The organism is Pseudomonas sp. GL_091, from assembly GCF_057837725.1.
The window spans coordinates 4,627,435-4,648,724 of the sequence record NZ_CM174451.1; the positions used below are offsets into that span (position 1 = coordinate 4,627,435).

Annotated in this window: 17 protein-coding genes and 1 pseudogene; 11 read left to right on the plus strand and 7 right to left on the minus strand. The window is 61.2% G+C overall.

Translation table 11 applies throughout. The features are described from left to right. Window positions 1–78: 78 nt before the first annotated feature. Both AC3ITY_RS20995 and AC3ITY_RS21000 read right to left on the minus strand, forming a co-directional pair. Window positions 79–1,416 (minus strand): DUF1329 domain-containing protein, encoded by a 1,338-nt coding sequence (locus tag AC3ITY_RS20995; RefSeq protein ID WP_489304683.1) that lies wholly within the window; start codon window positions 1,414–1,416, stop codon window positions 79–81. An 11-nt stretch (window positions 1,417–1,427) separates the two neighbouring features. Next, window positions 1,428–3,254 carry a DUF1302 domain-containing protein gene (locus AC3ITY_RS21000; RefSeq protein ID WP_489304685.1) on the minus strand — a complete coding sequence of 609 codons (1,827 nt, stop codon included), beginning with the start codon at window positions 3,252–3,254 and terminating at the stop codon, window positions 1,428–1,430. Between the two features lie 378 nt (window positions 3,255–3,632). Between AC3ITY_RS21000 and AC3ITY_RS21005 the strand changes: the two genes are divergently transcribed. Then, window positions 3,633–4,937 (plus strand): IS4 family transposase, encoded by a 1,305-nt coding sequence (locus AC3ITY_RS21005; RefSeq protein WP_489304686.1) that lies wholly within the window; start codon window positions 3,633–3,635, stop codon window positions 4,935–4,937. 78 nt (window positions 4,938–5,015) lie between these two features. Here the strand turns inward: AC3ITY_RS21005 and AC3ITY_RS21010 are convergent, their stop codons facing one another. After that, window positions 5,016–5,312, minus strand: coding sequence for a DUF1330 domain-containing protein (locus AC3ITY_RS21010; protein WP_489304687.1), 297 nt, complete (start codon window positions 5,310–5,312; stop codon window positions 5,016–5,018). Between the two features lie 70 nt (window positions 5,313–5,382). Between AC3ITY_RS21010 and ribBA the strand changes: the two genes are divergently transcribed. From ribBA to AC3ITY_RS21040, 6 genes are all read left to right on the plus strand, one after another. Beyond that, window positions 5,383–6,489 carry a bifunctional 3,4-dihydroxy-2-butanone-4-phosphate synthase/GTP cyclohydrolase II gene (gene ribBA, locus AC3ITY_RS21015; protein WP_489304688.1) on the plus strand — a complete coding sequence of 369 codons (1,107 nt, stop codon included), beginning with the start codon at window positions 5,383–5,385 and terminating at the stop codon, window positions 6,487–6,489. 289 nt (window positions 6,490–6,778) lie between these two features. Further along, window positions 6,779–7,804 carry an ABC transporter substrate-binding protein gene (locus tag AC3ITY_RS21020; RefSeq protein ID WP_489304690.1) on the plus strand — a complete coding sequence of 342 codons (1,026 nt, stop codon included), beginning with the start codon at window positions 6,779–6,781 and terminating at the stop codon, window positions 7,802–7,804. Beyond that, window positions 7,801–8,745, plus strand: a complete 945-nt coding sequence (locus tag AC3ITY_RS21025) for an ABC transporter permease (protein ID WP_056723593.1) — start codon at window positions 7,801–7,803, stop codon at window positions 8,743–8,745. Before AC3ITY_RS21020 ends, AC3ITY_RS21025 begins: the two co-directional genes overlap by 4 nt. Window positions 8,746–8,751: 6 nt before the next feature. Then, window positions 8,752–9,561 (plus strand): ABC transporter permease, encoded by an 810-nt coding sequence (locus AC3ITY_RS21030; protein WP_007976227.1) that lies wholly within the window; start codon window positions 8,752–8,754, stop codon window positions 9,559–9,561. A 16-nt stretch (window positions 9,562–9,577) separates the two neighbouring features. Next, on the plus strand, window positions 9,578–10,732 hold the full coding sequence (locus AC3ITY_RS21035) for an ABC transporter ATP-binding protein (RefSeq protein ID WP_489304692.1): 1,155 nt from the start codon (window positions 9,578–9,580) through the stop codon (window positions 10,730–10,732). 264 nt (window positions 10,733–10,996) lie between these two features. Continuing rightward, window positions 10,997–12,712, plus strand: coding sequence for an amidase (locus AC3ITY_RS21040; RefSeq protein WP_223460841.1), 1,716 nt, complete (start codon window positions 10,997–10,999; stop codon window positions 12,710–12,712). Window positions 12,713–12,757: 45 nt separating this feature from the next. On the opposite strand, the gene AC3ITY_RS21045 is transcribed toward AC3ITY_RS21040, so the two are convergent. Beyond that, window positions 12,758–13,756: a bile acid:sodium symporter family protein gene (locus tag AC3ITY_RS21045; protein WP_489304694.1), complete on the minus strand. Its 999-nt coding sequence runs from the start codon at window positions 13,754–13,756 to the stop codon at window positions 12,758–12,760. Between the two features lie 85 nt (window positions 13,757–13,841). Here AC3ITY_RS21045 and AC3ITY_RS21050 point away from each other — a divergent pair, with 85 nt between their 5' ends. Further along, entirely contained in the window at window positions 13,842–14,630 is a 789-nt protein-coding gene (locus AC3ITY_RS21050) for an AraC family transcriptional regulator (RefSeq protein WP_489304696.1), read from the plus strand. Window positions 14,631–14,801: 171 nt separating this feature from the next. Here AC3ITY_RS21050 and AC3ITY_RS21055 read toward each other — a convergent pair whose 3' ends face one another. Next, window positions 14,802–15,902, minus strand: a complete 1,101-nt coding sequence (locus AC3ITY_RS21055; RefSeq protein ID WP_223460836.1) for a polyamine ABC transporter substrate-binding protein — start codon at window positions 15,900–15,902, stop codon at window positions 14,802–14,804. Between the two features lie 267 nt (window positions 15,903–16,169). On the opposite strand from AC3ITY_RS21055, the pseudogene AC3ITY_RS21060 reads away from it, so the two are divergent. Further along, window positions 16,170–16,300 (plus strand): annotated as a pseudogene (locus AC3ITY_RS21060) (IS110 family transposase); the annotation flags it as partial. Window positions 16,301–16,479: 179 nt separating this feature from the next. Here AC3ITY_RS21060 and AC3ITY_RS21065 read toward each other — a convergent pair. Continuing rightward, complete coding sequence (locus AC3ITY_RS21065) at window positions 16,480–17,805, minus strand: OprD family porin (RefSeq protein ID WP_489304698.1); 1,326 nt, start codon at window positions 17,803–17,805, stop codon at window positions 16,480–16,482. Between the two features lie 355 nt (window positions 17,806–18,160). Between AC3ITY_RS21065 and AC3ITY_RS21070 the strand changes: the two genes are divergently transcribed. After that, a complete protein-coding gene (locus AC3ITY_RS21070; protein WP_489304699.1) occupies window positions 18,161–18,781 on the plus strand; it encodes a glutathione S-transferase family protein in 621 nt (206 codons plus the stop codon). Between the two features lie 144 nt (window positions 18,782–18,925). Here AC3ITY_RS21070 and AC3ITY_RS21075 read toward each other — a convergent pair whose 3' ends face one another. Further along, a complete protein-coding gene (locus AC3ITY_RS21075) occupies window positions 18,926–20,332 on the minus strand; it encodes a purine-cytosine permease family protein (RefSeq protein ID WP_489304700.1) in 1,407 nt (468 codons plus the stop codon). Between the two features lie 323 nt (window positions 20,333–20,655). On the opposite strand from AC3ITY_RS21075, the gene AC3ITY_RS21080 reads away from it, so the two are divergent. Then, complete coding sequence (locus AC3ITY_RS21080) at window positions 20,656–21,141, plus strand: flavin reductase family protein (RefSeq protein ID WP_223533798.1); 486 nt, start codon at window positions 20,656–20,658, stop codon at window positions 21,139–21,141. Window positions 21,142–21,290: the final 149 nt, after the last annotated feature.

Here is a 21,290-nt window from a genome sequence, read left to right on the forward strand (position 1 = left end):
TAAATATCAACACACCGGCCCCTGTGGGAGCGGGCTTGCCCGCTCCCACAGGGACTTGTGGTGGAAATGCAATACGGTTTATTTGGCCCAGCGCCGCAGGTCCGACGGGGTGTAGTCGTCGGTCTTGGCGGCGAAGCCCACGCGCATCGGCTCGGTCTCTTCGTTGGCCAGGCCGCCGGCGTAGTAGCGTCCGGAGATCAAGTCATACGATGTTTCCAGCACGTTGTAGGTGAAGCCGTGGTCGTACTGTTGAATCGCGTGCAGTTCACCGCTGCGCCACAGTTCGCCGCGGCTGTCGTACTGGTCCGACTGGGCGATCTGCCAACTGTCTTCGTCCACATAGAACCGGCGCTTGGCGTAGATATGCCGCGCATCAGGCTTGAGGGTCGCCTCCACCACCCACACGCGGTGCTTCTCGTAACGAGCCAGGTCCTGGTTGACGTGGTTGGGCTTGATCACGGCGTCGTACTTGAGGTCGCGGCTGCCGATTTTGTAGCTGTTGTAAGGGATGAACAGCTCTTGCTTGCCCACCAGTTTCCAGTCGAAACGGTCCGGCGCGCCGTTGTAGCCGTCGATGTTGTCGGCGGTGATCAGGCCGTTGCTGTAACGGGCGCTGTTGTCGTAGGCGATCATCGGTGCACGACGCACGCGACGTTGCCCCGGCAGGTATTGCCAGGCCGATCGCGGCTCGGCGACCTGGTCGATCGGCTCATGCACCAGCACCGCCTCGCCGGACAGACGCGCCGGTTCCAGCACCCGGCTCTTGAACATGAACAGAATGTTCGAGCCCGGCTCCAACCCGCCCACGGTATCGGCAAAGTTGATCAGCGACTGGTTGCGCACGTAACTGGTGGCGCCGTTTTCACGCACCAGTGCGGCGCTGCTGATGCGCTCGTAGCTGCCGCCGCGATAACGGGTCATGTGGTTCCACATCACCTCCAGGCCTTCGGTGGGCAACGGAAACGGAATGCCCCTGGCATAGTCGTGCAAGCCGTTGCCGCCGTCGGCCATGCTGGTCTTGGCGACGTTCTCACGACTGGCCGCCAGTACCTCCTTGGGCAGGTTGGCGCTGCGATGGCTCGGGTAGATGTTCATCTTATAGGTGTCGGGAAAGCGCTTGAACAACGCGATTTGCCCGGGGCTGAGAAACTTCTGGTACTGCGCCAGGTTCTGCGCGGTGACAGTGAACAACGGTTTCTCGGCGGCATATGGGTCGCTGTAGCCGCCCTTGCTGTCGACGGTGCCGGCGTTGCTCGCCAGGCCACCGGTCCAGGCCGGAATGCTGCCGTCGGCATTGGCCGCCATTTCCGAGCCCATGGGAGTCAGGGTCTTGCCCAGTGCCGCCGAATCGGTGCCTTTGGCCTGAGCCAGGCCGACGGTGCAGGCCAGGGCCAGCACGCACAATTGCATACGCATAACGGTTCTCCTTAGAAGTCTGCCTTGAAGCTGACGGATGCGAAATCGCGGTCGTCGAGGGTGCTGTAGTCGTTGGAACCGAAGAACGCGTTGTAGGCCAGTTCCACGCTGTAATCGTTCATGTAGACGCCGGTCAGGCTCACGCCCAGCGCTTGCTGGCCTTCCTGGAACGGCCCTTGCGGATCGTAGGAATAGCCCGAGACGTCATGCCGCCAGTTCACGGCCGGAATCAGGTTGATGCCCGGCAACACATCGCTGTATTCGAGGCTGGCGCGCAGGCGATAACCCCACGACCAATCAGTGGCAAAGCCCTTGTCGGTGCAGTATTGGTTGGTGACACCTGAAGCCACCGTGTTGCACGGCGTGCCGTTGCGCGGAGCGCTGCGACCGAACGCGGCGTTGCGGCCCAGGCGCTCGTCTCCGAGATCGTCGATGTGCACGACCCCGGCTTCACCGAACAGGCTCAGGCGCGTGGCGCCCAGCACGTTGTCGATGGCCTGGGTGGCCGAACCGGTCAGCTGCCAGACGCCCTTGCGCTCCCACGCATCGAACTGGCTGCCATTGGTGGTGCTGAAGCCTTGCGGCAACTGCACCCAGGAACTGCCCCCTGGCCCGGAGATCACGGCGACGTTGACGTCGGGCGCGTTGATCGCGATCGGCATGTTCGGCCGGTAGCTCAACTCACCGGCCAGGGAAATCCCGGTGACAGGCTCGACGCCGTTGAGGCTGATGCCATACAGGTGAATGTTTTCCGGGAAGGCCGCCGCATAGCTCGGCCCCTGGATGCCACCGGGGAAGGTGCCGGGCAACGCGGTATTCCTGGCATTAATGGTGAAATACGGCAAACGCGAGTGATAGTTGATGTAGTAGATCGCCGCTTCCGCATCGTTGAGCGCCGGGATCATCTGGCGCAGGGCGAAGCCGAACTGGCCGTTGTCGGACGGCGATTCGTTGCCCCGGGACGTGGCGAACAAACCCGCGGCCTGCATCTGTTGATCGGTCTGTACCTGACTCAGGAACAGCGGCCCGCAACCTGGCTGGATAACATCGCTGCTGGCGAAGAAGGTGCCGCAACCGTCAAGTACGCTGGGGCGCCAGTTGTACTGGTAGAAACCTTCGAGGTTGGTGGTGTCGGTCAGGCCGAAGCTGAAGGAGACCATCTCCACCGGCAATTGGCCTTCCTTGATTTCCACGCCGGGACGGTTGAACGCCGAGATGTCCAGCGGGTTGATCACGTTGATACCGTTCTGGATCAGCAGCGCTTCGCCCCAGGACAACACCTGGTTACCGACCTTCACGCTCAGCGGATGCTCGGCCACCTGGAAGTCTTTCCAGACGTAGGCATCGAGCACCTCGAAGCCCTTGAACTTGGCCAGGTCGTCCCAGCCCGAATCGTCGAAATCCTTGAAGCGGCCATTGCCGGTTTCATAGGCATGGTCGTACCAGTACTTGAAGCGGATGAACGCGCCCTGGCCCTGGCCATCGAGACTGACATCGGTGAGGCCCTTGAAGAGTTGCGAGATGGGGTCGCCCCTCTCGAAGTTCAGCCGGTTGTCGTCGGCGCTGACGCTGGTGCCATTGGCGTTCACGCCCTGAGCCTGCAAGGCGTTGGCGCGGGTCATCAGGCTTTTGTCGGGGTTTTGCGTCGACCAGCTGCTGCCCAGGCTCAGGCTGGTCTTGGTCGACAGGCTCCAGTCTTCGTTGAGGTCAAATGTGGTGGCGTACGTTGGCCCCGTCAGTACGGCAAGAATCGCCAGCGCAAGGGGTTGCGGGCGAGTGTGGCCAAGCCGGTGAAGCCGCGGACGGACTCCGGCTGTGGCCGAGCGTTTTTTTATCATTATTGGGCTCCGGTCAGGTTTGCTCAGCCCGGACACGGTGCCCAACTATCGAGCGCGACACGCAAGCGATGGCCGACAAAAAATAATCATCGGGGTGGCTGCGGGGCAGACGGTATTTGTTTTGAAGGTGTACATATCCGTTACTGCGGTAACGGCCGCTTGTGGGAGCGGGCTTGCTCGCGAAGGCTATGTGTTGGGCGACGTATTTTTTGTGGGTGTACATATCCGTTGCTGCGGTAACGGCCACTTAGGGTTTCGCCCTTACGGCCAGCCCTTTCAAGGTCTTCGTTTAGAATCCCCTAAAAACCAGTCAGGGTGACGAAAACGATGTGGGCAGAAGTTCTAGCGCGGTTTGAAAAAAAGACACCGGCCAGTGTCATGACGAACTTGATACTGGAGCAGGCTGTTCCTGCCGAATGGGTTGATCAGGTGTTTGAAGAACACCGTCAACGCCAGTACCCGCGTGAGCTTTTGTTTTCGACCATCGTTGAGCTGATGTCCCTTGTTTCATTGGGTTTGCGCCCTTCTTTGCATGCCGCTGCCCGGCAAATGGAGGGGCTGCCGGTTACGTTGGCGGCGCTCTATGACAAGGTCAGCCGCACAGAGCCCGCGTTGCTGCGGGCGTTGGTTACAGGAAGCGCCGAGCGCCTGGCTCCGACGATAAAAGAGTTGGGCTGCTCAGCCATTTTGCCCGGCTGGCAGCTGCGCATTGTCGACGGCAACCACCTGCCTTCTACTGAAAAACGCTTGGGGGCTTTGCGGCGTGAGCGAGGTGCGGCGCGACCAGGGTTTTCAGTAGTGGTCTACGACCCGGACCTCGATCAGATCGTCGACTTGCAGCCATGCGAGGATGCCTACGCCAGTGAGCGCGTCAGCGTGCTGCCGCTGTTGGCCCACGCCACTAAGGGCCAGCTATGGATGGCCGATCGGCTGTACTGCACGCTGCCCGTCATGCAAGCCTGCGAGGAAGCGGGGGCTTCGTTCACTATTCGCCAGCAAAGCAAACATCCACGGTTGATTGAGGAAGGCGGCTGGCAAGAATCTGTGGCCATCGAATCCGCAACGGTGCGCGAGCAAATCATCGAACTCAAAGGTGGTCACCGCTGGCGTCGAGTTGAACTGAACCTACAGACACCTACTGACTCAGGCGACACTGTGATGTGGTTCTGGAGCAACTTGCCAGACACCGTCAGCGCCGGGCAGATCGCCGAGTTATACCGTCGTCGCTGGAGTATCGAAGGGATGTTCCAGCGCCTGGAATCGGTGCTGGACAGTGAAATCGAAAGCCTTGGCGCTCCGCGGGCGGCGTTGCTGGGTTTTGCCTCGGCGATCCTGGCCTACAACGTCCTGGCAGTGCTCAAACGCAGCGTGGAACAGGCTCATCGCGAGACATTGCCCGAAGGCTGGGAAGCTTCGATCTTCCACCTGACGGTACAAGTGCGTAGCGGATACGAGGGCATGCAGATCGCACTGCCCTCAGATTACCTGACACTTCAAACGACCTTAGAAACGCTGGCAACGCGACTGTTGGCGCTCGCCAGGAATATCAAGCCCAAGCAAGTGGCCAAAAGCATACGTGGTCCCAAAATCGCCAAACCCAAGGAGTGGCTGGACGGCAAAGCTGCGCACGCTCATGTGTCGACGGATCGGGTGCTTAAGGCCCATAAAGGGAAAACACCTTGAAAGGGCTGGCCGTAAGGGCGAAACCGCCAGCCGCCGCTACCGAAGAAACGGATATGCACTCAGTCAACAAAGCGTTTTTTAGAGCGGCGTCACCCCCTCGACAATAATGACCTCAGCCAAAGCCACCCCGTCACGGTACCCACGCGCCTCCTGATACAACGCCGAGTGATAGCAAGCCACCGCCTGCTCATAGGAATCAAACTCAATCACCACACTGCGTTGCGGCGTAGACCGACCTTCCATCGCCTCGCTACGCCCACCCCGCGCCAGAACCCGACCGCCATACAGGGCAAACGCCTGCGGCGCCCGCTGAGTGTATTGGCTGTATTGATCGGGGTCAGTGACATCCACATGAGCAATCCAGTACGCCTTCATAGTGACCTCTCGGTTTATTTTGTATTATGGTATACCACATTACCAACCCAACAAATACTGAGACTCCAGCATGGCCTTCAACAGCATCGAAGAAATCATCGAAGATTACCGCCTCGGCAAAATGGTCCTGCTGGTCGACGATGAAGACCGGGAAAACGAAGGCGACCTGTTGCTGGCCGCCGATTGCTGCACACCCGAGGCAATCAGCTTCATGGCCCGCGAAGCCCGGGGCCTGATCTGCCTGACCCTGACCGACGAACACTGCAAACGCCTGGGCCTGGAGCAGATGGTCCCGAGCAATGGCAGCGTGTTCAGCACCGCCTTCACCGTATCCATCGAGGCCGCCGTCGGGGTGACCACCGGTATCTCCGCAGCAGATCGTGCATGCACCGTGGCCGCTGCCGTCGCCGCCCATGCCGGCCCCGCCGATATCGTGCAACCCGGCCACATCTTCCCGCTGCGCGCCCGGGAAGGCGGCGTGCTGACCCGCGCCGGCCACACTGAAGCCGGCTGCGACCTGGCACGCCTGGCCGGCCATACCCCGGCCTCGGTGATTGTCGAAGTGATGAATGACGACGGCACCATGGCCCGGCGCCCGGACCTTGAAGTGTTCGCGCGCAAGCACGGGATCAAGATCGGCACCATCGCCGACCTGATCCACTATCGCCTGAGCACCGAACACACCATCGTGCGCATCGGTGAACGTGACCTGCCGACCGTGCATGGCACCTTTCGTCTGATCACCTTTGAGGATCGCATCGAAGGCGGTGTCCACATGGCCATGGTCATGGGCGATTTGCGCCGCGAGCAACCGACACTGGTGCGCGTGCATGTGATCGATCCGTTGCGCGACCTGGTCGGTGCCGAATACAGCGGGCCGACCAACTGGACGTTGTGGGCCGCCTTGCAGCGTGTCGCCGCCGAAGGCCACGGCGTGGTGGTGGTGCTGGCCAATCACGAATCCTCTCAGGCCTTGCTGGAACGTGTGCCGCAATTGACCCAGCCGCCCCGGCAGTTCAGCCGTTCGCAGTCACGGATTTACTCGGAAGTGGGCACCGGAGCGCAGATCTTGCAGAACCTGGGTGTCGGCAAGCTGCGCCACCTCGGCCCGCCGCTGAAGTATGCGGGTTTGACCGGGTATGACCTGGAGGTGGTGGAGAGTATTCCATTCCTGTAGGAGCTGGCTTGCCAGCGATGGTCGTCAACGATAACGCGTGTTGCCTGGATCAACGCGGTGCTTTTGGGTCCATCGCTGGCAAGCCAGCTCCTACAAAAAGGCAACTGACGTTCCTGAACAACGTGTTTCGGCTGATAGCCGGTACGGCAAAGTGCTTGCACAAAGTTTGGAATACCATAATATGATATTCCATAGACCGGACAGTCAGCACTGACTCGACGGACCTGCTGCTCCCGATAGGCGGGCACTCGAAAGCCCCGCTCACAAACACAACAATGAGGGCGTGAAAATGGTGTTGAACAAACGTGCGACCGCGGTTCTTTTTGCGGGACTGCTGAGCGTGACCAGCCAGGCACTGATGGCGGCTGAAAGCGTCAACTTCGTGAGTTGGGGCGGCAGCACCCAGGATGCGCAGAAGCAGGCCTGGGCCGACCCGTTCAGCAAGGCCAGCGGCATCACCGTGGTGCAGGATGGTCCGACCGACTACGGCAAACTCAAGGCCATGGTCGAGAGCGGTAACGTGCAGTGGGACGTGGTCGACGTCGAAGCCGACTTCGCCCTGCGCGCCGCCGCCGAAGGCTTGCTCGAACCCCTCGATTTCAAAGTCATTGAACGCGACAAGATCGACCCGCGCTTCGTCAGCGATCACGGCGTCGGCTCGTTCTTCTTCTCCTTCGTCCTCGGCTACAACGAAGGCAAGCTCGGCGCCAACAAGCCTCAAGACTGGTCCGCACTGTTCGACACCAAGACCTACCCCGGCAAACGCGCCCTCTACAAATGGCCAAGCCCTGGCGTGCTGGAACTGGCGCTGCTGGCCGACGGTGTAGCGGCGGACAAGCTCTACCCGCTGGACCTGGACCGCGCGTTCAAGAAACTCGACACCATCAAGAAAGACATCGTCTGGTGGGGCGGCGGCGCGCAGTCGCAGCAGCTGCTGGCCTCCGGTGAAGCGAGCATGGGCCAGTTCTGGAACGGCCGGATTCATGCCCTGCAAGAAGACGGCGCCCCGGTCGGCGTAAGCTGGAAGCAGAACCTGGTCATGGCCGACATCCTGGTCATTCCCAAGGGTTCGAAAAACAAGGATGCGGCGATGAAGTTCCTGGCCAATGCCAGCAGCGCCAAGGGCCAGGCGGACTTCTCCAACCTGACCGCCTACGCCCCGGTCAACGTCGACAGCGTGCAGCGCCTGGACTCGGTACTGGCCCCTAACCTGCCGACCGCTTACGCAAAGGATCAGATCACTCTTGATTTCGCGTACTGGGCCAAGAACGGTCCGGCCATCGCGACACGGTGGAACGAATGGCTGGTCAAATGAAAATGACGGCAACCGCGTCTCGTCCATCCACTGCCACCGGGAGCGCCACTGGCGCTGCCGGTTCGGCGCCCGCCAAGGCAGCTGTGATGACGCAATCCCCTTCCCTGGCGCAGCGCTGGCGTGGCGCGAGCAACCTGGTGCCCGCCCTGCTGTTTCTCGGCCTGTTCTTTCTGGCGCCGTTGATTGGCCTGCTGCTGCGCGGCGTGCTGGAACCAGTGCCGGGCCTTGGCAACTACGAACAACTGTTCGCCAACTCGGCCTATGCCCGGGTGTTGCTCAACACCTTCTCGGTGGCCGGCCTGGTGACGCTGTTCAGCCTGTTGCTGGGCTTCCCGTTGGCCTGGGCGATCACCCTGGTGCCCCGTGGCTGGGGTCGCTGGATCCTGAACATCGTGCTGCTGTCGATGTGGACCAGCCTGCTCGCCCGCACCTACTCCTGGCTGGTGTTGCTGCAGGCCTCCGGAGTGATCAACAAGGCGTTGATGGCCATGGGCATCATCGATCAGCCGCTGGAGATGGTGCACAACCTCACCGGCGTGGTGATCGGCATGAGCTACATCATGATCCCGTTCATCGTGCTGCCGTTGCAGGCGACCATGCAGGCCATCGACCCGATGATCCTGCAGGCCGGTTCGATCTGCGGCGCCAGCCCCTGGACCAACTTCTTCCGGGTGTTCCTGCCACTGTGCCGGCCGGGGCTGTTCTCCGGCGGCCTGATGGTGTTCGTGATGTCCCTCGGTTACTACGTGACCCCGGCGTTGCTGGGCGGTGCGCAGAACATGATGCTGCCCGAGTTCATCATTCAGCAGGTGCAATCGTTCCTCAACTGGGGCCTGGCCAGCGCCGGCGCTGCGTTGCTGATCGTGATCACGCTGGTGCTGTTCTACTTCTACCTGAAGCTTCAGCCGGAATCCCCGGTTGGCGCCAGCAACGCGAGGTAATCCGTCATGCTCCTGACCCCCAATGCCATGAGCCGGCGCATGCGCTTCGGCCTGTATGCCACCACCGGGCTGATCGGTCTGTTCCTGCTGCTGCCGATTGTGTTCATCGTGCTGCTGTCGTTCGGATCGTCGCAATGGCTGGTGTTCCCGCCACCGGGCTGGACGCTGAAATGGTACGGCCAGTTCTTCTCCAATGCCGACTGGATGAACGCCGCCATGGCCAGCCTCAAGGTCGCGGTGCTGACAACGTTCTTCGCCGTCGCTTTGGGCCTGCCCACCGCGTTCGCCCTGGTGCGTGGCCGCTTCCCCGGCCGGGAAATGCTCTACGGCCTGTTCACCCTGCCGATGATCGTGCCGCTGGTGATCATCGCCGTGGCGGTGTACGCGCTGTTCCTCAAACTCGGCTACACCGGGACCATGTTCGCCTTCGTGGTTAGCCACGTCATCGTCGCGTTGCCGTTCACCATCATCTCGATCATCAATTCGCTGAAGCTGTTCGACCAGTCGATCGAGGATGCGGCGGTGATCTGCGGCGCCTCGCGCCTGCAAGCGGTGTTCAAGGTGACCTTCCCGGCGATCCGTCCGGGCATGGTGGCCGGCGCCCTCTTCGCCTTCCTCGTCTCGTGGGATGAAGTGGTGCTGAGCGTGATGATGGCCAGCCCGACCCTGCAAACCCTTCCCGTGAAAATGTGGACCACCCTGCGCCAGGACCTGACGCCCGTGATCGCCGTCGCTTCGACGCTGCTGATCGGCCTCTCGGTATTGGTCATGGTGATCGCCGCCGCTCTGCGCCGGCGCAACGAAATCAGCGCTTGAGCGCCAGGAGTACGACATGAGTGCAGTGATCAAAGATTCCGCGCAGCAAAATGACAAACCCCTGGTCAGCCTGCGTAACCTGAACAAGCACTACGGCGACTTCGCCGCCGTGGACAACATCTCGCTGGACATCAAGGACGGCGAATTCCTCACCTTCCTCGGCTCCAGCGGCTCGGGCAAAAGCACCACGCTGTCAATGCTCGCCGGCTTCGAAACCCCGAGCAGCGGCGAGATCCTGGTCAACGGCCAGTCGCTGGTGAACGTGCCGCCGCACAAACGCGACATCGGCATGGTGTTCCAGCGCTACTCGCTGTTCCCGCACCTGTCCGTGCGCGACAACATCGCGTTCCCGTTGGCCATCCGCAAACTGGCCGCCGCCGAACGCGAGCGCCGGGTCGATGCGATGCTCAAACTGGTGCAGCTTGAGCAATTTGCCCATCGCCGCCCTTCGCAACTCTCCGGTGGCCAGCAGCAACGGGTCGCCATTGCCCGGGCGCTGGTCTATGAGCCGCGCATCCTGCTGATGGACGAACCCCTCGGTGCCCTGGACAAAAAACTGCGCGAAGACTTGCAGGATGAACTGCGTCAGCTGCATCGGCGCCTGGGCATCACCATTGTCTACGTGACCCACGATCAGGAAGAAGCCATGCGTTTGTCCCAGCGCATCGCGATCTTCAGCCACGGCAAGATCGTCGGCCTGGGCAGCGGCTATGACCTGTACCAGAACCCGCCGAATGCCTTTGTCGCCTCGTTCCTCGGCAACTCGAACTTCCTCAAGCTCAAAGCCCGGGGCAATGCGGTGGCGACCTTCGAAGGGCAGCCGCTGTCGATCCGACTCACCGCCGGCCTGCAAACCGATCAAGGCGTGCTGTTGATGGTGCGTCCGGAAAAAGCCCTGGCCCTGAGCAATGAACAAGCCCTTGCCGAACCGCTGGCCGCCGGCTGGAACGAAGTCTCGGCCAAGGTCGTGGAAGTGTTGTTTCTCGGCGAAAGCCAGACCTGCAGCGTGGTCACTGCTGGTGGCACCTCGATGACGGTCAAGGCACTGTCCGCCGCCGGCATGCCGCTCAAGGCCGGTGACCCGGTGCGAGTGCGCTGGGCCACCGCCGATGCCTGTGTGTACACCGAATGGGCCGAAAGCGACCTGAACAAGGCTGCCGGCGCTCACTGATCCATTGGCCTGCGCGCGCAGGCCACTATAATGAGTCACCCTCGGGCCACCACAACGTCGGGTTGTGGTGGCCTTTTTTCTGTCGCCTGTAAGATAAATTGGACAACGGATTCCTAAAATCCCGGTTTAATGCTAAATAGTGCTCAGTATTTTTAACACCCGACCCTGTCGTGCCACACAGTGCAACGAGAATAACGATATGAAAGTCCATTTCGAGAAAAGTGAAGTGTTTGGGACCCTCCACCTGCAAGCGGCGGTGGCAGCATGATCGAAGTTACCGAAGTTTCCATTGCCGAGCTGCGCGCCGCGCTCGAATCCGGCCAGACCACCTCGGTTGAACTGGTCCAGGCTTATCTCGCGCGGATCGACGCCTATGACGGCCCCGAAACCCCTACCGCCCTGAACGCGGTCGTGGTGCGCAACCCCGAGGCGCTCGCCGAAGCGCAGGCGTCCGACGCCCGTCGCGCCAAGGGCCAGACGCTGGGAGCGCTGGACGGTATCCCTTACACCGCCAAGGACAGCTATCTGGTCAAGGGTCTCACCGCCGCTTCCGGCAGCCCGGCCTTCAAGGACCTGGTCGCCTATCGCGATGCGTTCACCATCGAACGCCTGCGCGCCGCCGGGGCAATCTGCCTGGGCAAGACCAACATGCCGCCAATGGCCAACGGCGGGATGCAGCGCGGCGTCTACGGCCGCGCCGAGAGCCCGTACAACGCTGACTACCTCACCGCCCCGTTCGCCTCCGGCTCGTCGAACGGCGCGGGTACTGCCACTGCAGCGAGTTTCGCGGCCTTCGGCCTGGCGGAAGAAACCTGGTCGAGCGGTCGTGGCCCGGCCTCGAACAATGGCTTGTGCGCCTACACCCCTTCGCGCGGGGTGATCTCGGTGCGCGGCAACTGGCCGTTGACGCCGACCATGGACGTGGTCGTGCCGTTCGCCCGGACCATGGCTGACCTACTGGAAGTGCTCGACGTGGTAGTGGCCGATGACCCGGACACCCGTGGCGACCTGTGGCGCCTGCAACCCTGGGTGCCGATTCCGAGTTCGTCCTTGGTGCGCCCCAAATCCTACGCGGCGCTGGCCGCCAACAGCGAGGCGCTCAAAGGCAAGAAGTTTGGCATTCCACGCATGTACATCAACGCCGACCCTGAAGCGGGCACTTCCGAAGCGCCGGGCATCGGTGGCCCGACCGGCCAGCGCATCAACACCCGTCCTTCGGTGATCGGGCTCTGGGAACAGGCGCGCAAGGCCCTCGAAGCCGCGGGCGCCGAAGTGCTCGAAGTGGACTTCCCGCTGGTCTCCAATTGCGAGGGCGATCGTCCTGGCGCGCCGACCGTGTTCAATCGCGGCATCGTCTCCAAGGAGTTCCTGCACCACGAATTGTGGGACCTGACGGCCTGGGCCTTCGATGATTTCCTGCAAGCCAACGGCGATCCAAAACTGAATCGTCTGGTCGATGTCGATGGCCCGCAGATCTTCCCTCACGACCCGGGCACCCTGCCCAACCGCGAGGGCGACCTGGTTGCCGGCATGGACGAATACGTGCGCATGGCCGAGCGTGGCATCACCCCGTGGGACCAGATCAGCACGATGCCCGATGGCCTGCGCGGACTGGAAAAGACCCGCAAGATCGATCTGGAAGACTGGATGGATCGCCTGGGGCTCGACGCGGTGCTGTTCCCGACGGTTGCCGACGTGGGCCCTGCGAACGCCGATGTCGATCCGCAATCGGCGGATATCGCCTGGAGCAACGGCGTGTGGGTCGCCAACGGCAACCTCGCCATCCGCCACCTGGGCGTGCCAACGGTGACCGTGCCGATGGGCGTGATGCCGGACATCGGCATGCCGGTCGGCCTGACGTTTGCCGGGCGCGCCTATGACGACTCGTCGCTGCTGCACCTGGCGTCGGCATTCGAGTCGACCGGGAACAAACGCATGATCCCGCCGCGCACCCCGCCATTGGTCGCTGACAAGCGCTGACCGGTAAAACCGTGGCGGCTCACTCGAGCCGCCATGGCTGGCAAATCAGGGATCAACCTGGGCCATCAGTTCCGGAATCGATTCCGGTCGATTGGCATAACGCTGCGCCAGCATCGCACAGACCATCAGTTGAATCTGGTGGAACAGCATCAATGGCAAGATCAGCAAGCCAATGGTGCTACCGGCAAACAGCACCTGCGCCATCGGCACGCCGGTCGCCAGGCTTTTCTTCGAGCCGCAGAAGAGAATGGTGATGCGGTCTTCCTGGTTGAAACCGAATGCCTTGCCCAGTACGGTCGAGGCCACCAACACCAACGCCAGGACCACGCAGCACGCCACCACCAGCCCAACCAGATCCAGCAACGGAATCTGGTGCCAGAGGCCTTCGATCACCGCCTCGCTGAACGCGCCGTAGACCACCAGCAGAATCGAGCCCTGATCGACGAACTTCAACCAGCTCTTGTTGCGCGCCACCCAATTGCCGATCCAGCGCCGCGCGATTTGCCCGGCAATGAACGGCAGCAGCAACTGCACGCTGATCTTGAGGATGGCGTCGAGGGTCGAGGAGCCTTCGCCGTGCACGTTCAACAGCAGGGTCACCAGCAACGGCGTGAGAAAAATCCCGAACAGGCTGGATGCCGCCGCGCTGCAAATCGCCGCCGGGATGTTGCCCCTCGCCAGCGAAGTAAAGGCAATCGCCGATTGCACCGTGGCAGGCAGCGCGCACAGGTAAAGCATACCCATGTACAGGTCATTGCCAATCAGCGGCGACAGCAGCGGCTTGAGCGCCAGGCCGAGCATCGGAAACAGCACGAAGGTCAGGCTGAACACCAGCAAATGCAGGCGCCAATGCCCGGCACCGGCGATGATCGATTCGCGGGACAGCTTGGCGCCATGCAGGAAAAACAGCAGCGCGATGGCGATGTTGGTCAGCCAGCCAAAACCGACCGCGACCTGGCCGCTGGCGGGCAGCAGGCTGGCGAGCGTCACCACGCCGATCAGGGTCAGGGTGAAGTTGTCAGGTAACAGACGGGGGCGAGTCATGGGGTTGATCATCCGGGGGTTGCCAGTACGTGAAAGCGACTCTAACGTGACTGGGAATTACCGACTAACGCCGATGAGCCAGCTGATGCCGCCTAAAGGACATGACAAGAGTGTTCGACGCAGTATTCCCGGGCTGTCCAGCCTGCCACGACCGCTCTATGGCCGTACCGAATCGCTGCCCAATCGCGCCCTGACCCGGCGCCACAGCCACCCGTGGGTGCAGCTTTCCTATGCGATTGCGGGCGTGCTCGAAATACAGACCGGCGTCGGCCGCTTCGTCGCCCCGCCGGAGCGTGCAGTGTGGATTCCGGCGGGCATGCCGCACCGGGTGTTCAGTTCGCCGCGCACGGAAATGCGCAGCCTGTACATCGATTGCAGTGTCTCGACGTGGGCGCCGCCGGGCTGTCATGTGTTGGGGGTCAGCGATTTGTTGCGCGAGTTGATCCGTGCCTTCAGTCAGATACCGGTGGAATACGATCAGGACGGTCCGCACGGTCGGTTGGCCCAGGTGATTCTGGATCAATTGGCGCAGGCGCCACAGATCGATTTGATGCTGCCCCTGCCCCAGGACAGCCGATTGCGGCAAATCGCTCAAAGCCTGGAGTCGCACCCGGAGCAACAGACCACGCTCAGCCACTGGAGCGAGCAATTCGGCGTCACCGAGAAAACCCTCAGTCGCTTGTTCCTGCGCGACACCGGCCTGACCTTTCGCGCCTGGCGCCAGCGCTTGCGTTTGCTTGGCGCCCTGACGCCACTGGAACAGGGCGAGCGCGTGACCGACGTTGCGTTGGCCTGTGGCTACGACTCGACGTCAGCGTTTATCGCTGCCTTCCGCCAGCAGTTCGGCGAAACACCGGGGGAGTTCTTTCGATAAATTCGACACAGGACGACCTGTAGGAGCGAGCTTGCTCCGGGCGGCGTTCCGACGATGGACTTAAGAGCGCCGCGTTTAGCCAGTAAACACGCGTTATCGTTAACGACCATCGTCGGAACGCCGCCCGGAGCAAGCTCGCTCCTACAGGGATTTCACATAAATATCCCGGTGTTACTGATCCGACTTGATGCTGGTCCAGACCCGCGTACGCACCCGCTCAAGCTTTTGTGGCAATGGCTGCACGACGTACAGCGTCTTCAATGCCTCGCTGGTCGGTGTCAGGTTCGGGTTGCCGGTGATGTCTTTGTCGATCAGCGCCAGCGAGTCCTTGTTGGCATTCGGGTAACCGAGGAAGTCGCTGATCGGCGCGATGACTTTCGGGTCCAGCAGGTTGTTGAGGAATTCGTGGGCCTCGGCAACGTTCTTCGCGCTTTTCGGGATGGCGAAGGTGTCGAACCAGATCGGCGCGCCTTCTTTCGGCAGGCGCCAGTCGACGACCACGCCGTTGCCCGCCTCTTTGGCGCGATTACCGAATTGATAGAAGCTGCCGGAGTAACCGATGGCCACGCAGATATCGCCGTTGGCGATGTCGGTCATGTACTTGGCGGAGTTGAAGTAGGTGACGTAGGGGCGAACCTTGAGCATCAGCGCCTTGGCTTTTTCGTAGTCATCGGGGTTCTGGCTGTTCGGGTCCAGCCCCAGGTAATGCAGGGCCAGCGGCAGGATCTCCGAAGGCGAGTCGAGCATGGCGACGCCACAGGCCTTGAGCTTCTCCATGTTCTCGGGCTTGAACACCAGGTCCCAGCTGTCCACCGGCGCATTCTCGCCCAGCGCCGCCTTGACCTTGGCCGGGTTGAAGCCGATCAGCACGGTGCCATACATGTAGGGCACGCCGTACTGGTTGCCCGGGTCGTTCTTGTCCAGCAGCTTGAGCAAGGCCGGGTCCTGGTGCGACCAGTTCGGCAGTTTGGACTTGTCGAGTTTCTGGAACACCCCCGCCTTGATCTGGGTTTCGATGAACTGGTTCGAGGGCACCACCAGGTCGTAACCCGAGTTGCCGGTGAGCAGCTTGGCTTCCAGGGACTCGTTGGTGTCGAAGGTGTCCCAGGTCACCTTGATCCCGGTGTCCTTCGCGAAATCCTTGGGCACGGACGGCAGGATGTAGTCCGCCCAGTTGTACACCCGCAATTCGCCCTGTTCGGCGTGCACCGCGCTGGCCAGCAGCGACAGTCCGCAAACGGTGGCGCCCAGTATGCGTTTCATTGAGTCCATGGATCGTTTCCCCAAGTGTGGCGTGAGTTCGATGGTTTTTATGTTCTGTACACGGCAGCGGCCTTGAAAATAGCCAAGGGCAAGGAAGTGAGGCGTCTGGTTGTGGTTTCAGCGCGGGTGGCCGACTCAGCCACCCGCGTCTGATTCTTGCTGACGGCGTCGCCGGTTCACAGCGTGAGGCAGGCCAAAAGGAGACCGAAATGGCCAAAATAGGTGTCCGCATTGATCAGCGGCACGAGGCCTTTCACCGAGGGTTAGTCCAAACAGCCAGACTTCAACGCACGCTATGACGCTCTTCGGGAGCGAGGCAAGAGCGCGATAGTCGCGCTCTTGCCTGCATGCGGGTCTTACTGATTAGGCTGAATGCCATGTTGCGCGATGGCACCGAATGGCGGTGACGAGTGGCACAGTGAAGACAGTTGCTCCCACAGTCGTGTTGGTTGCTCACGGATTTTGCGGATAGCCACGAACCCTGTGGGAGCGGACTTGCCCGCGATGAGGCCGGCACATTCAATATCGATGTGACCAGACACACCGCCTTCGCGAGCAGGCCCGCTCCCACAGGGGTTGTGTGTGATTACAACAACGACAAGGTGTAATTGATGATGAACCGGTTCTGATCCACATTGCGCCCGGCATCGGTATTGGACTTGGCGTTACGCAGTGTGAACCCCACCCCCTTGAACGTGCCCGACTGCAACACGTAGTCCAGGGTCATGTCGCGCTCCCACTCGGACTGGTCACTGGCGTTTTTCGCCTTGATGTCAGTGCCCTTCAGATACACGATCGAGGCTTTCAGGCCCGGCACGCCCAAGGGCGCGAAGTCGTAGGTGTATTGGCCGAAATTGGTCTGCTCGCCGGCCCGGGCAAAGTTCTGGATCATCTTGTCGGTGGGCAGGTAGACACTGCCGCCGCCCGCCCCTTTGTCCACCAGGCTGCCCTGGTTGGGCTGGACGAAGTTGCTGCCGTCGCCCACCCGTTGATGCCCCACCGACACCGCGTGCCCGCCATGGGTGTAGGTGACCATCGCAGCCCAGGTGCTGTTGTCGATTTCACCGTCGTTGTCGTCGGTGTAACCCGACACCCGATAGCCTTGCGCGCGGCCGGAGGCAGAGCTGTTGGCACCGCTCGACGTGGTGCGGAAGTAGCGCAGGTCGGTGGTCAGTGAGCTTGCGCTGTCGATGGACAGGATGTGCGTCAGGCCAAGGAAGTTCTGGTTGTAGAAGTCTTCCAGCTGCGCGAAGTAATACTGGGTCTTCAGGTTCCTGGTGAGGTTGTAGTCTCCGCCGGCGTAGTAGAACTTGTTGCTGTCCTGCGTGCTGCCGGCGACCGACAGGCCTGTGCGGTCCGTCGAGGCGCGCCCTACCGCGTGCTCCAGCACACCGCCGGTCAACGTCAGGCCATCGATGTCGTTCGAGGTAACCTGCGCGCCGGTAAACGATTGCGGCAACACACGGGCATCGTTCGCCAGGAGAATCGGCAATTTCGGCAGCAAGGTGCCGTAGCGAAATTCAGTCCTGGCCAGGCGCATCTTCGCCGTAGGGCCGAAGCTGCTCCAGGCGTCGGCAGCGCCGTCGCCGTCAGTCGGGATCATGCCGCTACCGACGTGGCGCCCCGCTCCGCTGTCCAGTGTGATGCCAAGCAACGCCTGGGCATCGAGCCCGAACCCCAGCGCACCCTGCGTAAACCCGGACTCATAGCGCAACACGAAACCCTGGGCCGCCTCTTCGGTTTTCGAAGGGGCAGCGCTGCCATCGCGATTATCGCTGTTGAAGTACAAGGTGCGCATCGAGAGGCTGGCCTTGCTGTCTTCCAGAAATCCATGGCCGGCGGTATCGGCAGCCTGTGCGCCCATCGAGCTGGTGGCCAGCAGGACTGCGGTAGGAATGGCTCGTTTGAACATAGGGTGCTCCTGGGTGTTTCTTATCGTTATTTGAAGGTTTCACCGCCAGACAGAACCCGATTGCCGCCCACGCAACAGCGCTCAACACGAGCGCGAAAACAGGCGCGCTCGATGAGTGACATGAGCATCGGACGTTCGAGGTGAGGGTTGACTGACTGGTTTGTGAAACTCTTAAAACATTTCGAGAGGCTATTATCAAACGAGGTGTAAGTAGTTTTCGTGGAGGGATAAGCCTTGTCGCGCCGGGGTATGGACGATCACTGTTTTTGCATATCGGTGCGGCGGATTTTCATCATACTGACATCATCGGCAGTGTTCGGTGACTGCTTGCATGTCCCAACAAGAGCAATGAGCCATGAACGATCAAATCGAACTGTACGGCGCGAACACCGGCAACAGCCTGCGGGCAGCGATTGCCCTGGAAGAGTCGGGCATCGCCTACACCGCACGCCGGCTCGACCTGTATGCGCAGGAACACCGTGGCCCGGCCTTCCTGGCGCTGAACCCGGCCGGAAAAGTCCCGACCCTGATCGATCACGGGACAACGCCGACGCTGGTCATCAACCAGTCCAACGCCATCATCCAGTACGCCGATGCCCAGGCGCCTGGACGGCTGGCACCAGCGCAGCCGGGACCTGCGCGCATCCGGGTGATCGACCGCTATTTCTTTTTCGTGACCGATGTCATCGCCCCCAGCCATGCCGCCTTTTTTCTGCACCAGGCGGGGCAGGACAAGGCGGCGGCGATCATCGATCTGCGGGTGATCGAGCAACTGACTTACGCGGAAAGTTTTCTGACTGCCGGCTACATGGCCGGAGAGCAGTTCTCCATGGCCGACATTTCGGCGTTCACCATCGTCACAGCGTTCCGTGATCGACTGGAATGGAAAGAGCTTCCGCAACTTTCGCACTGGTTCGACTCGGTCGAAGCCAGGCCGGCGGTACAACGCGGCCTGAATGCGTTCAAGGATGCCTGAGTGGTCGATGTGCTGACGCTTATGTAGGAGCGAGCCCTGCTCGCGATGGACGTCAACGATAACGCGTGCTTACCGGTTAAACGCGCCGCACTTGAGTCTTTCGCGAGCAGGGCTCGCTCCTACAAAGTGCAGCATTCCATTAGATCAGTCGGTGTAGCCGAACTTCACCGAACGGCTTTCCTGCGCCTGGCTCCGCGTAGCGAGGCAGTAATACAACGGGCACGTCACCACCAGTCCCACCAGCCACGACAGGTCTGCGCCGTCCACCAGATTGGCGTACGGTCCGACGTACAGTGAAGTATTGGCGAACGGTAGCTGCACGATGATGCCGATGAAGTAGGCAATGATCGCGTGCAGGTTGAAGCGACCGTAGATACCGCCGTCAGCGCGGAAAATCGAGGCTATGTCGTAGCGGCCGCGCTTGATCAGGTAGAAGTCGATCAGGTTGATCGAGGCCCACGGCACCAGCACCAGCAACAGCGCCAGAATCAGGCCGATGAACTGCGAAATGAAATTCGCCGAGGCACCCAGCGCCACCACGCAGCAACCCGCCAGCACGATGCTCGACAACACCACCCGCACCTTGATGCTGGGCGTCCACTGGCTGGCGAAGGTCTGGATCGAGGTGATGATCGACAGCACCGCGCCATACAGATTCAAGGCGTTGTGGCTGATGATGTTGAGCAGGAACAACACCATCAGGATCGGCCCCAGCCAACCGGTGGACTGCTTGACCGCCGCCATCGCCTCCGTGCCTTCCGGGGTTGCCAGTACCGCCACGGCACCGAAGGTGAACGACAGGATCGTGCCCAGGGTCGCCCCCAGATAGGTGGCGAAGAATGGCCGGGAGATGCCGATATCCGCCGGCAGGTAGCGCGAGTAGTCCGACACGTACGGCGAGAAGCTGATCTGCCAGATGATGCCCAGCGACACTGTGGCCAGCCAGCCGGACAGGTTGAACCCGCCGCGGGTGAAGAAGTCCGCCGGCAGATCATGGGCGAAGATATAGAGGAAACCGGCGAGCAAGGCACTGCCCATCACCCAGGTGCCGATGCGGTTCAGGGTGTGGATGAAACGGTAGCCAATCACGCCGATGGCGGTGGCGCTGAGGGCACCGATGAGGATGCTGGCCGGCACCGGAACCGACGGCGCAATGCCGACTATCGATTTGCCTGCCAGCACGATGTTGGAAATGAAGAAACCGATGTAGATCAACGCCGCGAAGAACACGATCAGCAGCGCGCCATAGCGGCCGAACTGACCACGGCTCTGCACCATCTGCGGGATGCCCATGCACGGCCCCTGGGCCGACGCCAGCGCAATCACCACGCCGCCGACCATGTGCCCGAGGGCAATCGCCAGCAAACCCCAGAACAGGTTGAGGTGGAACACCTGGACCACCATGGCGCCGGTGACGATGGGCAGTGGCGCAATGTTGGTGCTGAACCACAGGGTGAAGAGATCGCGGGCCTTCCCGTGGCGCTCTGCGAGTGGAACGTAGTCGACCGTGTGGTTCTCGATCAACGGATCTTGCCGGGACATCTGGGACATGTGCATGAACTCGAGTTTGTCTGTTCTTATCTTTGTATGAAGCCAAACCGGGGGGACTCTCTGGCCGCCCCTCAGATGACGACCATATTATGGTATTCCAAACTTTAAACAAGACTGATCAGGTCGTTGAACAAGCATCTGAGCCGGCATCCTGCCCGATTCACGCCAGCGCTGGCTAGCTGAAAGCCCTGTAATCATTGGGTTCCCGACGAAGGCCGTACGTTTATCGGTTCACCTAAAAAGACCTTGCAAACGATGTATTACGGTATACCATCAGACCTACAAACACATAAAAACGCGTCACACCACCCGAGGACCGTCCAATGATCGATGCCGCCATCTACAAACAAGTCATGGGTTCGTTCCCGTCCGGAGTGACCGTGATCACCACCCTGGATGACGACGGGCAAATCGTCGGCCTGACCGCCAGCGCCTTCAGCTCGCTGTCGATGGACCCGGCCCTGGTGCTGTTCTGCCCCAACTACAGCTCCGATTCATACCCGGTCCTGATCAAGAACAAACGCTTCGCCATCCACGTGCTGTCCGGCGGCCAGCAAAACGAAGCCTATGCCTTCGCGCGCAAGGGCAAGGACAAGGCCCAGGGGATCGAGTGGACGTTGAGCGAACTGGGCAACCCGATTCTGGCCAACGCCACGGCGGTCATCGAATGTGAACTGTGGCGCGAATATGAAGGCGGTGACCACGCCATCATGGTCGGCGCGGTGAAAAACCTGATCGTGCCCCGGCAGACCAGCGGGCCACTGGTGTATTGCCACGGCAAGATGGGCGCCCTGCCCGTTCTGGCCTGAACCGATCAAATGACAGACATAAAACCTGTGGCGAGGGAGCTTGCTCCCGCTGGACTGCGAAGCAGTCCCCTATTGAGGCCGCTTCGCGACCTGACGGGACGGTGCGGCGATCCGACAAGCTCCCTCGCCACAGGTTAGTCGGCGCTTGA

Bases quoted from the DNA above. Each gene is read 5' to 3' on its own strand.
- AC3ITY_RS20995 (WP_489304683.1), bottom strand. From the start codon at position 1,416: ATGCGTATGCAATTGTGCGTGCTGGCCCTGGCCTGCACCGTCGGCCTG.
- AC3ITY_RS21000 (WP_489304685.1), bottom strand. From the start codon at position 3,254: ATGATAAAAAAACGCTCGGCCACAGCCGGAGTCCGTCCGCGGCTTCAC.
- AC3ITY_RS21005 (WP_489304686.1), top strand. From the start codon at position 3,633: ATGACGAACTTGATACTGGAGCAGGCTGTTCCTGCCGAATGGGTTGAT.
- AC3ITY_RS21010 (WP_489304687.1), bottom strand. From the start codon at position 5,312: ATGAAGGCGTACTGGATTGCTCATGTGGATGTCACTGACCCCGATCAA.
- ribBA (WP_489304688.1), top strand. From the start codon at position 5,383: ATGGCCTTCAACAGCATCGAAGAAATCATCGAAGATTACCGCCTCGGC.
- AC3ITY_RS21020 (WP_489304690.1), top strand. From the start codon at position 6,779: ATGGTGTTGAACAAACGTGCGACCGCGGTTCTTTTTGCGGGACTGCTG.
- AC3ITY_RS21025 (WP_056723593.1), top strand. From the start codon at position 7,801: ATGAAAATGACGGCAACCGCGTCTCGTCCATCCACTGCCACCGGGAGC.
- AC3ITY_RS21030 (WP_007976227.1), top strand. From the start codon at position 8,752: ATGCTCCTGACCCCCAATGCCATGAGCCGGCGCATGCGCTTCGGCCTG.
- AC3ITY_RS21035 (WP_489304692.1), top strand. From the start codon at position 9,578: ATGAGTGCAGTGATCAAAGATTCCGCGCAGCAAAATGACAAACCCCTG.
- AC3ITY_RS21040 (WP_223460841.1), top strand. From the start codon at position 10,997: ATGATCGAAGTTACCGAAGTTTCCATTGCCGAGCTGCGCGCCGCGCTC.
- AC3ITY_RS21045 (WP_489304694.1), bottom strand. From the start codon at position 13,756: ATGACTCGCCCCCGTCTGTTACCTGACAACTTCACCCTGACCCTGATC.
- AC3ITY_RS21050 (WP_489304696.1), top strand. From the start codon at position 13,842: ATGCCGCCTAAAGGACATGACAAGAGTGTTCGACGCAGTATTCCCGGG.
- AC3ITY_RS21055 (WP_223460836.1), bottom strand. From the start codon at position 15,902: ATGGACTCAATGAAACGCATACTGGGCGCCACCGTTTGCGGACTGTCG.
- AC3ITY_RS21065 (WP_489304698.1), bottom strand. From the start codon at position 17,805: ATGTTCAAACGAGCCATTCCTACCGCAGTCCTGCTGGCCACCAGCTCG.
- AC3ITY_RS21070 (WP_489304699.1), top strand. From the start codon at position 18,161: ATGAACGATCAAATCGAACTGTACGGCGCGAACACCGGCAACAGCCTG.
- AC3ITY_RS21075 (WP_489304700.1), bottom strand. From the start codon at position 20,332: ATGTCCCAGATGTCCCGGCAAGATCCGTTGATCGAGAACCACACGGTC.
- AC3ITY_RS21080 (WP_223533798.1), top strand. From the start codon at position 20,656: ATGATCGATGCCGCCATCTACAAACAAGTCATGGGTTCGTTCCCGTCC.